Source organism: Flagellimonas profundi, assembly GCF_017313275.1.
GTDB classification, from domain to species: domain Bacteria; phylum Bacteroidota; class Bacteroidia; order Flavobacteriales; family Flavobacteriaceae; genus Flagellimonas; species Flagellimonas profundi.
Window position 1 is genome coordinate 951,596 of the sequence record NZ_JAFLNM010000001.1, and the last position, 15,595, is coordinate 967,190.

The 15,595-nt window shown below is 40.3% G+C and carries 16 protein-coding genes; 4 read left to right on the forward strand and 12 right to left on the reverse strand.

The genetic code is table 11. The annotated features are described in order from the left end of the window. Nucleotides 1–130: 130 nt before the first annotated feature. From J0654_RS04340 to J0654_RS04365, 6 genes are all read right to left on the reverse strand, one after another. Nucleotides 131–1,138 (reverse strand): glycosyltransferase family 2 protein, encoded by a 1,008-nt coding sequence (locus J0654_RS04340; RefSeq protein ID WP_207026428.1) that lies wholly within the window; start codon nt 1,136–1,138, stop codon nt 131–133. A 31-nt stretch (nt 1,139–1,169) separates the two neighbouring features. After that, on the reverse strand, nt 1,170–1,619 hold the full coding sequence (locus tag J0654_RS04345; RefSeq protein WP_207026429.1) for a hypothetical protein: 450 nt from the start codon (nt 1,617–1,619) through the stop codon (nt 1,170–1,172). Between the two features lie 10 nt (nt 1,620–1,629). Beyond that, nucleotides 1,630–2,403, reverse strand: coding sequence for a sterol desaturase family protein (locus J0654_RS04350; RefSeq protein ID WP_207026430.1), 774 nt, complete (start codon nt 2,401–2,403; stop codon nt 1,630–1,632). Nucleotides 2,404–2,481: 78 nt separating this feature from the next. Further along, complete coding sequence (locus tag J0654_RS04355; protein WP_207026431.1) at nt 2,482–4,263, reverse strand: tetratricopeptide repeat protein; 1,782 nt, start codon at nt 4,261–4,263, stop codon at nt 2,482–2,484. A 150-nt stretch (nt 4,264–4,413) separates the two neighbouring features. Then, nucleotides 4,414–5,106: an SGNH/GDSL hydrolase family protein gene (locus tag J0654_RS04360; RefSeq protein WP_313783224.1), complete on the reverse strand. Its 693-nt coding sequence runs from the start codon at nt 5,104–5,106 to the stop codon at nt 4,414–4,416. Between the two features lie 110 nt (nt 5,107–5,216). Further along, nucleotides 5,217–6,701 carry a S10 family peptidase gene (locus tag J0654_RS04365; RefSeq protein ID WP_207026432.1) on the reverse strand — a complete coding sequence of 495 codons (1,485 nt, stop codon included), beginning with the start codon at nt 6,699–6,701 and terminating at the stop codon, nt 5,217–5,219. A gap of 130 nt (nt 6,702–6,831) precedes the next feature. On the opposite strand from J0654_RS04365, the gene J0654_RS04370 reads away from it, so the two are divergent. Continuing rightward, nucleotides 6,832–7,971 carry a Gfo/Idh/MocA family protein gene (locus tag J0654_RS04370; protein WP_207026433.1) on the forward strand — a complete coding sequence of 380 codons (1,140 nt, stop codon included), beginning with the start codon at nt 6,832–6,834 and terminating at the stop codon, nt 7,969–7,971. 18 nt (nt 7,972–7,989) lie between these two features. On the opposite strand, the gene J0654_RS04375 is transcribed toward J0654_RS04370, so the two are convergent. Genes J0654_RS04375 through J0654_RS04385 form a run of 3 tightly spaced genes read right to left on the reverse strand, consistent with a single transcriptional unit; the run spans nt 7,990 to nt 10,091 of the window. Further along, nucleotides 7,990–8,625, reverse strand: coding sequence for a transglutaminase-like domain-containing protein (locus tag J0654_RS04375; protein ID WP_207026434.1), 636 nt, complete (start codon nt 8,623–8,625; stop codon nt 7,990–7,992). A 30-nt stretch (nt 8,626–8,655) separates the two neighbouring features. Then, nucleotides 8,656–9,420, reverse strand: a complete 765-nt coding sequence (locus J0654_RS04380) for a TIGR02757 family protein (protein WP_207026435.1) — start codon at nt 9,418–9,420, stop codon at nt 8,656–8,658. Nucleotides 9,421–9,422: 2 nt separating this feature from the next. Beyond that, nucleotides 9,423–10,091: an ABC transporter ATP-binding protein gene (locus tag J0654_RS04385; protein ID WP_207026436.1), complete on the reverse strand. Its 669-nt coding sequence runs from the start codon at nt 10,089–10,091 to the stop codon at nt 9,423–9,425. 231 nt (nt 10,092–10,322) lie between these two features. Between J0654_RS04385 and msrA the strand changes: the two genes are divergently transcribed. From msrA to J0654_RS04400, 3 genes are read left to right on the forward strand one after another with little or no spacing between them, the layout of a single operon-like run. Then, complete coding sequence (gene msrA, locus J0654_RS04390) at nt 10,323–10,886, forward strand: peptide-methionine (S)-S-oxide reductase MsrA (protein WP_207026437.1); 564 nt, start codon at nt 10,323–10,325, stop codon at nt 10,884–10,886. After that, on the forward strand, nt 10,873–11,472 hold the full coding sequence (gene folE, locus J0654_RS04395) for a GTP cyclohydrolase I FolE (RefSeq protein WP_207026438.1): 600 nt from the start codon (nt 10,873–10,875) through the stop codon (nt 11,470–11,472). Before msrA ends, folE begins: the two co-directional genes overlap by 14 nt. 40 nt (nt 11,473–11,512) lie before the next feature. Then, a complete protein-coding gene (locus tag J0654_RS04400) occupies nt 11,513–11,809 on the forward strand; it encodes a hypothetical protein (RefSeq protein WP_207026439.1) in 297 nt (98 codons plus the stop codon). 29 nt (nt 11,810–11,838) lie between these two features. Here J0654_RS04400 and J0654_RS04405 read toward each other — a convergent pair whose 3' ends face one another. The 3 genes from J0654_RS04405 to J0654_RS04415 form a co-directional block, all read right to left on the reverse strand. Further along, nucleotides 11,839–14,097, reverse strand: coding sequence for a TonB-dependent receptor (locus tag J0654_RS04405; protein ID WP_207026440.1), 2,259 nt, complete (start codon nt 14,095–14,097; stop codon nt 11,839–11,841). A 438-nt stretch (nt 14,098–14,535) separates the two neighbouring features. Continuing rightward, nucleotides 14,536–15,051, reverse strand: coding sequence for a DUF6787 family protein (locus tag J0654_RS04410; RefSeq protein WP_207026441.1), 516 nt, complete (start codon nt 15,049–15,051; stop codon nt 14,536–14,538). A 31-nt stretch (nt 15,052–15,082) separates the two neighbouring features. After that, nucleotides 15,083–15,541, reverse strand: a complete 459-nt coding sequence (locus tag J0654_RS04415) for a DUF6146 family protein (RefSeq protein WP_207026442.1) — start codon at nt 15,539–15,541, stop codon at nt 15,083–15,085. Between the last annotated feature and the right edge of the window lie 54 nt (nt 15,542–15,595).

The window sequence follows — 15,595 nt, forward strand, 5'->3', positions numbered from 1 at the left end:
AGCGCAGTCGAGAAATCTGGATGCTTCAATTGCTATGCTCCTTCAGAATTTCAGGTTGAAAATAAGTAAGGAGATACGGTTTGTCATTCTGAGCGAAGCGAAGAATCCCTTTTCTAAAAAAAATCAATGTCTAACAAAAAAAGAAGTAATCCTGCATTGGGGATTGACCCAGTTCGGAAAAATAACTTCGGATTTCTTGTTGTGCATCCTCATTGGCCACAGTAATGATACTCTGTGGATTTTTCAAATCCTGTAAAGCCTCAAAATGAACCAGTACTTTTCCATAGATTTTTTTACCGATTTTATTCGGATTGTCGCATAACCAAACAAAATCCAAACCTTTCTTTTTTAATCCTTTTGCAATCTTTTTTCCTTTAAATCCAGCACCCCAGACCACTAATGGTCGTTGGATATCGTGATCTAGTTTTAAAAAATAATGGAGCTTGATGTCCAAAAAATAATTTTGGGCATAGTGCTCGTGGGTTCTGGAAGTACGGGTATCGTAGTCGCGCCAAAGGTGAAGCACTTGATGGCAAGGAATAATTTTAAGTGCATGTTCGTAAAATCGAAATGTGAGGTCGTAATCTTCAGGATAGCGGTGGGGCTCAAAACCATTACATTTTTCAAAATCTTCACGGTGGGCCATCCAGCAAGGGGAAGGAATAACGCACTCTTTGTAAATCTCATCAAAGTTGTTTCCTTCAGCTGTCAATTGGTTCAACCATTGTTCATAGCGCTCATAACCATTACTAATGCCCCGATGTGAAAAATATTTTACCTTTCCTACAGCAACATGACCAATTCCATTTTCTTTTAACGAATTTATCATGACCTCCAAACGGTTCGGTTTCATGATATCGTCCGAATCCATCCGTGTTACAAATTGACCATGACTTTCGGCGTAGCCAGTTTGAAGCGCTGGAATTATTCCGGTCCCCTTGTTTTGAAAAACTTTGATGCGCTCATCTTTTTTGGAGTAGGAGGAGAGGAGTTCAAAGCTTTTATCGGTAGAATGGTCGTTTACTGCCAAAACTTCCCAATCGTTGTAGGTTTGGTTCACAATGGAATCTAAACATTCGGGTAGATAATGAGCAGTGTTTTTAAAGGGAATAATGATGCTGATCTTACCATTTTGCATGCTGCAATGTAACTAAATCTTGACAAGCAGTTTAATCGAAGGGAAGCAAGTCCGGTTCCAAATAAGCTGTTTTTGCTTTTGGGTTTGCAAGGACACTTCTTCCATAATGTTGGTAAAGCAATTCTTTAAATGAGGTAATAAGACGTGGATACTCAGTAACAAATTCATCAAATGTGGTTGCATTTGATTTTTGTCTGAAATGATGCACCACTTTTACGGCAGCCACTGTCAGCGTAGTGTGGTACTTGGTACCATCGCCATGGAGCAGGTCAAAATTTTTGATGGCCTCGCAGGTTTTGGAAATAGCGGTTTCCTCATCGAACATTTCAAGATAAATCCAAGCCAATCGAATATGTGCTTCATGAGTGAAGAGGTTCGGGGGAAAACCCCCATTTTCAAAGGCTTCTATAAATCCCTTATCCGTGAATTGTGAATGATGATAGGGACGTTGCATTTCCATATTAGGTCTGGTACAGGCCATTGTATATTAGTTATCTATTTTTATTGATATCCTTAAAAGTCAACATATCCCATACCCTAGTTGAGGCTCCATTGTAAAATCCGGTTTCATGCTCGTACCTTTTAGGGTTATTGAACGTTCCGAAAATAATATCGAAAAGTGATATATCGGAATAATTATAGGCATGAATTCCTTTGGCATGGTGAACCGTATGGGCTTCGGGGCGCTGCACAATATAACCTATCCAAGTGGGGGTACTTATGTTGGCATGTTGAAATATAGCTAAAAAAGTGGTGATCAATATAAAAAGCGTAGCGGCTTGGGCAGTAAAACCGGCAACGACGACCAAACAAAGGCTTCCCAATAAGCTGAAACCAATCATATCCATGGGACTAAAATAAAAAGCTCCGTAGCTATCCATACGCTCCGCACTGTGATGCATTTGATGGAAAATTTTCCAGAGCGTATCGTTTTTATGCATGGCATAATGCCAAAGATACAGCCCAAACTCATAGATCATAAGTGCAACAAAAGCCCCTCCAAAAGTACCTAATGACGTAAGGTCAAATATTTGATAGTCCACTAAATAGGTATCCCATATTAAAGGAAAATAGGTGGATAAATAGAAAAATATGGCGAAGGAGGTGAGTCCTCTTAATTTCCAATTTTTAATTTCAGGAAGTTCCCTTGCAGGAAAAAGACCTTCCCAAAGCATTAAGACCGCATACATGCCCAAAATTACCAGTGAAACGGGATCTATTAATACATCCCAAGGGTTCGGTAAGTTTTTTAAAATTTCTAGCATTTGTCCGTTGTTTTTTGGATTGCTTACCCTTTATGCGGAAGTTTTTACCTTACATTGTAAGTTGGGACTAAAATTTATTTAAACCGTCCATTCATGAGCAACCTCGGGTCTGTAACTACAGTAGCTTCCCGTTTTTATGGAATTTGACAAATGCTTGGCCAACTGTGGATGTGCATTTTCAATTTTTTTAATTGCATTTCGGATGCGCCATGTCACTGCGGCCCTTGCTCTTTCTATGGATGAACCTGTTTTTCTGGTTTTATTTGATAAGCCCACGCTTTGTGATAGTTCACTAAGCAATATATCAAGCTGTTCTTTTTCCTGCTCTGCTTTTTCATACAGACCCATTTCTTCAGCGTCACTGATTGCAATTTGCTTTTCAAGAATTTTTTGTTTGTACGAAGATTTTGCTTTGTCGTCGATTATTTGGGAACCGCCATCCAATAATACCGCCCCCATAAGATCCATACAGTAAAAATCTTCCTCTGGTTGTTGCAATAATTTAGCAATGTCATGCAAACCCTTGGAGTCTTTTATGGTAATGGTCTCATCGTTATATTGTAATTCCCAAAAATCTCCTTGATTTGCAAAAGCACCTTTGGGGGGTGAGCTGGAATTTATGGCAGCAAGTCTGGTTTTCCCGATATCTTTTCCTAAAATAAAATTCCAAAATGGCTCCAAGTTGGATTTGTTCTTATTTGGATTTACTACTTTTTGCCATTCCACCGCCTCTAAATTGGTAGGTTCTTTCCCTTTGTTGATATTTTGCTTGAAAATAGCTAAGTATTTTTCCCAATATTTATGCATGCTATCGTATTCACCTAAATGGTAACAGGTGGCCGCGAGATATGCCGTAAAATCAATCCAAATGGCCAAATTGGAAACCTTTTCACCAATTTCCAAGGCTTTGTTATAGGCTCCTTTTTCAAAATAGACAAGTAATCCTGATATCAAATAAGCTTCGGGCTGTAATGGATTTAAATTTCTGGCTTTATCATATAATTGTTCTGCTTCTTCCAAATATCCCAACCATACAAAACAGTTAGAAACCAAAATTAGGTTATCGGCATCACTTGGATTCATCCGTAGCGATTTTCGCAACAAGTGTTCGGATTTTTTGTAATCGCCCAAATAAAGATAGGTGCGTCCCAGGACTGAAAGAGAAACATAATCGTTTTCATCCAATTCAATAGCTTTAAGGGCATTATCGTGTGCTCCTTTTTGACTGAGTTCCCAACGGTCCCACAGCTGGCAGCTCCACTCATTAAAATAAGTTAGTGAAATGCCAGTATAAGCCCTTGCAAAAGAAGGATTGATTTTAAGGGCAGACTCAAAGTATTCACGTGCTTTTAGATCACTTTCAATGGTTCCTTTTTTCACTTCGTCCATTCCCATGAGCCAATTTTCATAAGCTGCGCGTTCCACGGACTCCTTTTTATAGGAATAGGAGAGAAGATCGTGCTGAATTTGTTTTGAGAGTACGCTTACTATTTGTTGGGTTATCGTATCCTGCGTATTCAGAATGGTATCCAAGGTCTCATCATGGTTTCCTGCAAAAACTACTTTATTGTCCTTGGTACGTATTAACTTAACACTGATTCTAAAACCGGTCTCCGTAGATCTAAAACTTCCGGTAATAAGATAATCGGCCCCCAATCGAGAAATGGATTCGGAATCATAAATGTCCTTGATGCCCAGACTTGAGTACTGGGAAATGACAGATAAACCAATGAATTTTGAAAAACTTACAATAAGGTCGTCCGTAAACCCTCTAATTATTGGGCTGATATTTTCCGTTTGCCCAATAATTTGAAAGGGTAAAACTGCAATTGTAATTTCCCTATTGTCAATAAGTTCCACTTGGATTTGATTATGGGACTAATATACAAAAGATACCTATTAAGCTCAGGTTCAATGTATCAAATCGCATAATTAATGTGCATGCCGTGCAAATCGGATGTTGTCTGAATTGAGCAAGGGAGCAAAAGCTATTGTCAGGGATTGGCTATGTTAATTTGCAAGGGCTTTTTCAATGGCTTCCTTGACCATTTTTTCCATAATCTCATACCCAGCTTTGGTTACATGAACCTCGTCTGTGGTAAGTTCGGATGGCAGTCCATTTCTATCGTCGGCCATTTCCGAGAAATAGTCCAAGTACATTACACCTTGGTCTTCGGTCATATCCTTGAGCATGTTATTCAGTTTTGGAATTTTGATATTTGGTTCCAAACCTGGCCTCCACGGGTAATCGTAGGCAGGAAGCACTGAACATACAATCGGCTTTATGTCATTTGATTTTGCCAGTTCTACCATGGATAACATATTATCATGGATTTGTTCCAACGTCATGGGGCCTGTATTGCCTGCAATATCGTTGGTTCCTGCCAAGATAACCACTACTTCGGGATTTAGATTAATCACATCTTGACGAAAACGTAGTAACATCTGTGGGGTGGTCTGCCCGCCAATACCGCGGTTTACATATGGATTTTCCGCAAAAAATTCTGGATGGGTACCTATCCACATTTCTGTGATGGAATTGCCCATGAATACCACCCGGTTTTCACCATTCGCGGGAGCGGGAAGTTCTGCATTCGCATTGTTGTACTTTTCCAAATTGGGCCAATCTTGGGCATTGATTTTTGAGGCACTCGACAATCCTAAAAAAGAGAGCATGATCCAGAGTATGGTTTGTTTTTTCACTATAAGTAGTTTTTGCTAAAAGTATGAAATTTCAAGTAAAACCAATTCCATAAAAAAGCGGTAAGACTTAAAAAGTCTTACCGCTTGTATAAGCTTAAATGTTGTTCTAATTAATATTTCGCGCTCTTCCCGTTGGCTTGGGTTCTTAAAATAAACGCTCTAATATCTTCGTTGGCTGTTTTTAAGTCTTCTTTTCTCAGATACATCATGTGTCCAGAGCGATAGCCTTTCCAATCGAACCTGTCTTTCATTTTACCGCTTGGGTCTACTTGAGACATGGTATACTTGGCGGCAAAATAGGTGCAGGCACCATCATAATAACCCGATTGTATCAAAACGTTCAAGTAGGGATTCTGCGCCATGGCCTGACGCAAATCGTCACGAACACTATCATTGCTGTCATCCCAAGGACGAACTGGGCCAAACATATTGTACTTAATGTCTGTTTTAAAGTTCAATTCTTCCTGTAAATAATAGTTGATGGCAGGAGTGAAGCTGTGCAACCAAGAGGTCAATTCCGGTGAGTAATCTGGGCGTGTACCTGCCAATGTTTTATCAATTCCCAAATAGCGACTATCCAAACGACCAATGGTGTATCCCCCGTTTCTTCTCATCAAGGCTTTCCAGAAAAATTGGGTAGGTACGTCCAAATTGTGATCTAGTATTTCTTGTACATCCAATCCAGAATAACGCGCCATTTTATCAGCAATGGCTTTACGCTCGGAATCAGCTATAAAACCACCTTTGGCAATGGCCGGCAATAATTCGTTGATGGTAAATTCTTCCACTTCTGGCAGCACTTCCAATAGATCTTTGCTTTGCAAATCGGCAGGTAATGCTTTATGGTGCCATGCTGTAGCTGCGAAATAGGGCATGTTCAATGCGCTGGAAACAGGGTCGTTGTCACGGAACACCTTATAATCGGCAGGAGAAACCATGATCACACCGTTCAAATACATCCACTGTTGGTTTTGAAGTGCCAAGGAAAGTCCCATAACACGGGTACCGCCATAGCTTTCTCCGACTATGTATTTAGGAGACCTCCATCGGTTGTTCCTCGAAACAAAGGTATTAAGCCATTCGGCTAAATATTTGGTGTCGGCATTGATCCCGAAGAATTTTTTACGATCTACTTCTTTTCCTGTCTCAGGAATGGTACGTGAATAACCTGTATTCACCGGGTTTACGTAAACAATGTCGGTTACGTCCAAAACAGAGTATGGATTTTCCTTAACCCCATAAGGTTGAACGGGGTATCCCTCATCATCAATTTTAAGGATACGGGGACCTGTGTAGGCCAAGTGCATCCAAACAGAACCGGAACCCGGTCCTCCGTTAAATGAAATCAACAAAGGTCTCGATGCTCTGTCCTTTACATCGTTCTTGGTGTAGTAGGTGTAGTGAAGGGCTGCAATGGGTTTGCCCATTTCGTCCCAAACAGGCTGCGTACCGGTGGTGGCCGTGTAATTGATACGAGCGCCATTAATGGTCACGGAATGCTGTGTAGTTACCGTAGTGTCAACAGGAATTTTTCTTTCTTGAGCAAAGGTCATAGACGCGCAAAACGCCATACCTAATAGTAAGAGTTTTTTCATTTTATATGGTTGAATTAGTCTAGCCATAAAAATAGGGAATTTGAAAGTTCTTACCTTGTTAAAAGAATTCTAAATGCCCGAATTAAGCTATTATTCTTAATTTTAAAGGACATTCACTAAATCAAAATTCATGGAAACAATTACCCGAAGAAATTTTAATAGTCTTACCATAAAAGGAGTTGGCGGAGCCGCTTTACTATCATCGGCACCATTTGCCTGTGCCATGGGCGCCAATCAGGATAAGAAAAAACTGGGTATTGCCTTGGTAGGACTTGGGAGTTATAGTACATATCAGTTGGCCCCTGCTTTGCAGGACACCCAATATTGCTACTTGGCCGGAATTGTGACCGGAACCCCTGATAAAGAGAAAATTTGGGCTGATAAGTACGGAATTCCTGAAAAGAACATCTACAACTATCAAAATTTTGATGATATCGCCAATAATAAGGATATTGATGTAGTGTATGTAGTGCTTCCCAACAGTATGCATGCCGAATTCAGTATTCGCGCCGCAAAAGCAGGAAAACACGTCATCTGTGAAAAACCTATGGGAATAAGCGTTGCCGAATGTGATGCCATTATCAATGCCTGTGAGGAAGCCGGCGTAAAACTGGGGATGGGCTATCGTTTGCATTCCGAACCTTATACGCAACAGGTCAAGGAATTTGTAAGGGAAAAGACCTTTGGGGACATTTTATTTGTTTCTGCGGATGCTGCCTACCGTTCTACAGGGAATCCAAACCAATGGCGATTGAACAAGGAACTATCCGGTGGCGGTGCTTTAATGAACATGGGTGTGTACGCTGTGCAAAGTACGATTTATGGTACGGGCGAAAATCCGATTTCGGTGGCGGCTCAGGAGTTTAGCACCCGACCTGAATATTTTAAAGAAACTGACGAGACCATTACAGCACAATTTGAATTTCCGAGCGGTGCTATTGGCAATATTTCCACCTCCCATAATTTTAATGCAAATGCGATGTACGCCTCGGGAACTTCGGGCTGGTTTAGATTACAACCCGCCAATAACTACGGGCCATTGAGTGGTGTGACCTCCAATGGGGATGAAATTAAATTTCCACACGAGAGTCAACAGAAACTACAAATGGACGATTTCGCACGGCATGTTTTGTTCAACGAACCGAATAAAGCACCGGGTGAGATGGGTAAACGTGATATGATGATCGTTGAGGCCATTTATAAATCCATCGCCAATGGGGGAGCGACCATTGCTTTGGATTTCGAACCTGGTTTTGGGTTTGGGGGTTAATTTTTTGAGGTAATTCGCCTATAGCTTAAATTCAGTAATATTTTCCGTTGTGTCAAAAATATGCGGATAATGTTCCTTGATATTTTTTTTCATGAATTCCAGCGGAACGTCCTCGAAATGTCCATAGTCACCAGTGTATTCCATAAATCTAGTGCCAGAGCTGTTATAAGCTTGTAGGAATGAATTGTTTTCACCGTCAAATTCCAAGGGTGCTACATTTAATTTCTCGCATAGGCTTTTATTAAAGGCAGGCGACATTTTCAACCATTTCTTGTTAAGAAAAACGTTTACCATACCATGAGGTGTAAGTTCATTGGAACCAAACTTTTCCGTTAATCTATCCACAGCAATATGGTTTTTCACCTTTCCTAAATGGAGTCTTGCAGGTATCCCCATTGCTCTAAGCCCAGCTATCAATAAAATGGATTTCTCCACACAATTACCCGTTGTTTTTTGTACAATGCTACTGGCCCGAAAATTTTCTTTGGCAAGACTGATGCTGTAAGGGTCGTACTTCCAATCATCGCGAACTCTGGTGTACAATCCTATCGTTTTTTCCTTATCCGTTAATGATCGTTCCGTGAATTCGGATATAAGTTCTTGAATGGAATTGTTTTCAAAATCAAAAAAATAAGAAGGCTCCAAGTATTTCATTCTATTAAATAATAAGAATGTTTAAAATACCTAAAACTTTTCAAAAACCCCCAAACCAAATAAGGCAAAATCATATTTCACAGGGTCAGTGGCATCCAATTTTCTTAGGTTTTTATCCAGTTCTTGCAATGCCTTGGCATCGTTTTGTTTGCGGTTGAGCAGTTTTAATTTTCTGGCCACATTACCCGAATGCACATCCAAAGGGCAGGAGAGTTTAGCTGAGTCGATGCCTTTCCACAATCCAAAATCCACACCCGTGCTATTATCACGAACCATCCAGCGCAAGAACATATTAATACGTTTGGCCGCGGAACCTTTATTGGGGTCAGAAACGTGTTTTTGTGTTCTGTTTTGATGTGGCAATTCAAAAAACAGCTCCTTGAACTTGGAAATGGCAGGCTGCATGGAATCCTTAGTCTGGTTTTCGGAAAAAACAGTCTCCAAGCCACCATGATTTTTATAGATATGTTGAAGGCTGCTTACAAAGTAAGCAAGGTCGATGCCGTTAAAGGTGCGGTGCACAAAACTGGAGAGGTGTTCCAAATCATCTTCGGAATAATTCATTATAAAATCGTAGGGTACGTTGCCCATCAACCCCATAAGCTTATTCGCATTGTTGATGATGCTCTTTCGGTTGCCCCACGCAATGGTAGCCGTTAAAAAAGCACTGATTTCAATATCCTCTTTCTGCGTGAATACATGCGGAATCTGCAAGGGATCATCCTCCAAAAACTTGGGATGATTGTATTCCAATACCTTGGCATCCAAAAATTCTTTGAGTTCCGCTTTGGTCATATTCAATCCTTGGAAACAATCAATCCATCCACCATAGTGAGCTTTCTGTCCGCCATATCGGCCAATTCCAGGTTGTGGGTTACCAAAACAAAGGTCTGCCCAAACTCGTCCCGTAACCGAAAAAACAGTTTGTGCAGATTGTCCGCACTTTCGGAATCCAAATTTCCACTGGGCTCATCTGCCAAAACCACCGAAGGGTTGTTCATCAAAGAGCGGGCCACGGCCACACGTTGTTGTTCTCCTCCCGATAATGCATTGGGCTTGTGATCATAACGGTCCTTTAAGCCCAAAAAGTCCAACAGTTCTTTGGCGCGTTTTTCAGCCTCTGCTCTGGGTGTTTTTTTGATGAAGGCGGGAATACAAACATTTTCCAAAGCCGTAAACTCTGGTAACAATTGATGAAACTGAAAAATAAACCCAATATGCTCGTTTCTGAACTGGGCCAAACTTTTATCATTCAGTTGATTCACATCGGTATCGTTGATCAATAAGGTGCTTTCCCCTTTGTTGGTAGGAGTGTCCAAAGTGCCCAAAATTTGTAACAAGGTAGTTTTTCCAGCGCCAGAGGCTCCAACTATGGAAACTACCTCTCCTTTTTTAATCTCTAGGTCGACTCCTTGTAAAACTTTGAGGTCTCCGTAACTTTTTTGAATATTTGTGGCCTTTATCATAAGTACAACTTCGCTGGTCGAAGATAATCATTACTGTTGTATCGCAAAGATGATGGTTTTGACATTATTTCTACAAATTTTCATCAAGTATCCTTACATCAATTAAGGAACAGCGAAATTTCTCTGGAAATTTAAATAAATAAGGTTATGCACGTAAATTCGACCAAGGAACCTATAAATATTTGTTAGAATTAATTTTCTCAGACAAATATTGTTTAACTTTGATTCAAAATGAATAAACAAAATAAGTTAGGATTGGAAACCGCTATTTTTGCAGGAGGTTGTTTTTGGTGCACCGAAGCTGTTTTTCAACGATTGGATGGCGTGGAGGAAGTAGTTTCTGGTTACACTGGAGGAACTATTAAAAATCCAGCCTATCGCGAAATAACCACTGGACGAACAGGACATGCGGAAGGTGTTAAAATCACTTTTGACCCAAAAAAAATATCCTTTGCCGAGTTGTTAGAGGTGTTTTTTGCCACCCACGATCCCACAACCCTGAACAGACAGGGCAATGATGTGGGCACTCAATATAGAAGTGAGATTTTTTACACCAGCCCAACACAAAAACAATTGGCCGAAGATTTCATTAAATTGTTGGAAAAAGAAAATATTTTTGATTCCCCGATTGTGACCGCTATCTCTGAAGCCAAACCATTTTATGTGGCCGAGGAGGAGCACCATAATTATTATAACAATTACAGGCAACAACCATATTGCCAAATCATTATAGATCCTAAGATCAAAAAATTGAACAATTATTTTTCAAAAAAGCTAAAGCATGGCACCGTATAGGAACCTCGAGGAGTACAATATTGAAATTACCAATGAGGTGAAAGATCATTTCTCCAAAATCGTAGGGGATATTGGGGAAGACGTTACCCGAGAGGGATTGATAAAAACTCCAGAGCGAGCTGCCAAAGCTATGCTTTTCCTTACCCAGGGCTACAAACAGGATGCCGAGGAAATTCTTAAAGGTGCCATGTTTGCCGAAGATTACGACGATATGGTGATTATAAAGGATATTGAACTCTACTCCCTTTGCGAGCACCATATGTTACCATTTTTTGGTAAAGCTCACGTAGCCTATATTCCAAACGGGCATATTGTTGGTTTGAGCAAGATACCGCGGGTCGTGGATATATTTGCCCGTAGGTTGCAGGTGCAAGAACGTTTAACGCACGACATCTTGGAATGTATCAACAAAACATTGAAACCAAAGGGCGTTGCCGTGGTTATTGAAGCAGCACATATGTGCATGATGATGCGAGGGGTACAAAAACAAAATTCGGTTACCACTACCTCGGGCTTCAGAGGCCAATTTGAAAAAATTGAAACACGAAACGAGTTTCTAAAGCTCGTGAGCGCCGATTTGTCCTAAAGCACTTTCCCAATTAAGCGGGAATTGCTATTTTTCCCATATGGCAGCAGAAAAAAACAAGAAGTACCAAAACCTCCTTTTAGGGTTACTGTTCGATGGTATCGGTATGCTATCCTTTGTAATCCCGGGCATCGGGGAGTTTTCTGATGTGATTTGGGCTCCTGTTGCAGGCTGGCTCATGACACGTTTGTACAAGGGCAGGGTGGGGCAAGCTGCAGGTTTGGTCACCTTTGCAGAAGAGTTGGTGCCCGGTACCGACGTGATTCCCACTTTTACCCTAACTTGGATTTACACGTATCTTTTGAGCAAGAAAAAAGGTCAACCTATAAAAGATTGACCTTGATGTAACTTGTTGTTTTCTTGCCATTATAACGGCACATTCAAATTAAAAGATATATTTCTTCCAATATTGGCAATGCCATCCGCCTTTAACCTGGATAGGTGGGAGATGTAATTCTTATCAAATAAGTTGTTACCAGTAATGGAATACCCTACTTTTTGATTGAAGATTTTCATATCGCCACCAAAACCTACATTGAACAGATTGTATCTCGGGGTCTTTGTTTCAAAATCAGCTACTTTGTTTTGATCAAAGAAGGTTTGAAGGGTTACAAATGCATAGCATTTATAATCTTGGTTTCTTTTTTTCCATTCCACACGGAAAGTGTTTGTCCAACGATTAGCAGGAATCAATGGTAGATTTGAGTTGTCTTTTAATTCACCAAAAACTATATCGTAACTACTTTCCAAATGCAACCAATCAATGGGGTGGGGGTGCAGGTGGAATCCAAATTCACCACCATATAAAATAGCATTTTGTTGTTGGAAATCATAAACAGGGTCCAATTCTCGGAACTCACCTGTTGGTTCCAAATAGATGTAATCGTTTACGATATTATAAAATGTATTCACATAAGCTTCAATATGCCTATTTCCGTACTCCAAGGCCAAATCTATTTGGAAATTTTGTTCGCTATCCAATTCAGGATTGCCAATTTCCACACGGTTGGCCCCGCTGTGCAATCCGTTGGACGACAATTCCGATAGGTTGGGAGCCCTGAATCCGGTGGCCAAGTTTAATCGTCCCATAATGTTATTGGTCAAATCCATACGATATCCCAAAGCTGCATTAAAGCTATTGAAATTCTTGTCCAAAGCAGGGATGTACTCTTCATCTCCCTCTATACCGCTAGCTTCACCGTTTATGGATCTAAGGTCGTAACGTAAACCTATTTGAAGGTCACTTTTGGTAAAATGGATATGGGATGTGGCCAGCACACCAAAATCGTTTGTTATGGCATTGGGCACCAACACTTCCTCTCCAAAATTTTCATTGGTTTGATGCATGCCTTGGACACCAAAAATAGTGGTCATTTTACCCCATTGAGGATTAAATTGAATATTGTAATTAAAGGTGCTCAACTTCATATCCAAAGCAGCACCTTCCTCTTCCTCGGCAGGTTCTTCCACAGGTTCTTCCCCAGCGTGTTCTTCGTGATGCTCCTCAAACTCTTTTCTGTTATTTACCGTGTACCCAAAAGTGGCTTCCAAACTCGATTTCTTGAAAAAGAAGTTGTTTTTAGCACTTAAAATATGGGTGGAAAGTTCTTGGTAAGGTTCCAGTGGTTCACGATCGTTGTTTTGGACGCCGATTTCCTCAGGAATACCAAGGTCGGCAGTATTGTAGTTATATCTAAGTTCTGTTTTGAACTTTGCCGTTTGATACGCCAACCCTGTTTTTAAGTCGGCTTCATTGAACCTGGAATTTGTTACACTGGTTCCATCGCCGGTTTCATAATCTGCATTTGACGCGTAGGCACCACGAACCAAAAATTTCAGCTTTTCCCCCGATGTCTTAAATCCAGCATTGGCATTGTAACCCAATGTGTTGGTAAAATACCTCATGTTTACATCACCTGATGTCTCTCCGGAAGTTTCAAACTTTTCTGGATTCAAATAGAGTACCCCACCGAGGGCATCGGAACCATAAAGCAAGGATGCGGGACCTTTGATCACCTCTACACTGGATACTCCCGCATCGTTAATGCCCAAACCGTGTTCACCCCCATATTGTTGGTTTTCGAGTCGTACGCCTTGTGTGTAAACCAAAACACGGTTAAAGCTCAACCCGCGGATAACTGGTTTTCCAATCCCAACACCTGTTGAAACCGAAGAAACACCAGGAATATTCGTAATCCCTTCGGATAGTGTAATACCCCCTTGTTGTTTGAGTTCCTCCATGGATTTTTGTTCCACTTTCATTACGTTTTCACGTTGTAATTTATGGAACGGGGTAGAAAGCACGACCTCGTCCATTTCTATAACTGATGGAAACATTTGATAATTGAATTGATTGCTTCCTTCGCTGATTTCAAAAGAAGTGGAATAGGTTTCAAAACCTATGTAGGAAATGACCAGTTTGTAGTTTCCTTCCGGTAAATTTTTCAATGTATAGTTTCCGTCCGCATCCGTTACGGTACCGTTTTCCAATTGCGGGATATACACCGAAACCTGTTCCAAAGGTTCTCCAGTTTCAGCATCTGAAATGTTTCCTGAAAGTGTGTTTTGTGAGTACGTATAAATTGATGTCAATGCTAAAAGCACTGAAATATAAAATTGTTTCATTGTAAAAAATAAATGGTTTAAAAACTTAAATCAGTAGATAATCACTATGAAACTGATGGGGGACCACGTAAAGCCCGAAAAGAAACTTCTTGAGGCTTATATGTAAAAGAGTAGAGAGTGTTTGTGTACTTTATCTCGGGAATCTCAACCGGTATGTAGGTGAAATTAGCGTTGAAAAGTACCTTGTTGGCAAGGGTGAAATCATGGAAGTCACAATCCAGATTACCATCGTGAATATGATTTGTACCATATGCAATACATTGCTCCTCCTGACTATGCTCATACAAAGCATGTCCCAATTTAATAATGGAAGGAGCTAAAATTGCCACAGCCATCAAAAGGGAAGCAAATATCAGTATACGTTTGTGGAGGTTGGTAATCATACTTTCGCAAAAGTAACCAAGGTTTTCCCTCTTTTTATGTTAAGAAAACCATAAACTATGAAAGGAAAGAGCCTAATCCCATACGTTTAAGCATCTTTTTCTCAAAATTCCAGAAAAATTGATATTGACCGAACAGCCATCCAATACCAACCAATAAAATTTGATAAATGGGGAAAATAAGAAGAATGCGTAGCGTCCAGTAGACGGCACCATGGACATTTTCATTGTCCAAGCCTATCCAGTGTACCAATGGACCTGCCAATTTTCCTGCTGCACTGCCTGTTACTGCGAAAACAATAAAAATGGCGATCATTTCCCATTTGTAGTCTACTTTCCATCTGTTCTCCACCTTTTTAAAACACCAGAGGAAAAATTTCACTAACACAAAGTAGAGTATCACCGAGCCTCCAATGGTAACAAACCATTCAAAGATGGTGTTGTTTAGGCCAAAAAAGTGCATAAAACTTCTAGAAATAGTATAGGCGGTCAATAAAACCAATAGTGCACCCAGTATGGGAAAAAGGATTTGCCAGTTCTTTTGTATTTCCCAGCGCTGTTTTAGTTTTTGCATTGTTCAAGTTAATTGATGCAAAAATAGCACATTAAATCCTGGGCAGAAAGGGCCCTAAACGCTGATTGTATTTTCTTTGAAAATAAATGAAGTAATTGTAAAGTTTATAATTGACTTCGTAGCCATAATCAATACTTGGGTCGTAATTGATCTGCATTTCATACAGGTTGGGATTCCATCGTTGTGGTTGTAAAACCCTTTGATTCCAAGTAATCACCATGATTGCGTTTCGGTTTTCCAGAAACGATTGTGAATAATATCCTTCAGGTCGTGCAATGGACATTAACCAAGTATAAAAACCTGGCTCTATAATGATGATTTCGTATTCCGTGTCATCATCTGCTATTTCGACCGGCGCATCATCATCAGATTCGAAAAGCGCCTTTTCTTCGTTGGTGACATCCAATGTGGATTTTTGGGTTGTACAAGATGCTAAGCCTATGCACAGCATCAGACCGAACAGTAATGGATTTATTATTTTCTTTTTCATATTATTAAAATACAAAAAAAGCCACTTGAAAACGCAAGTGGCTCTGTTAAATAT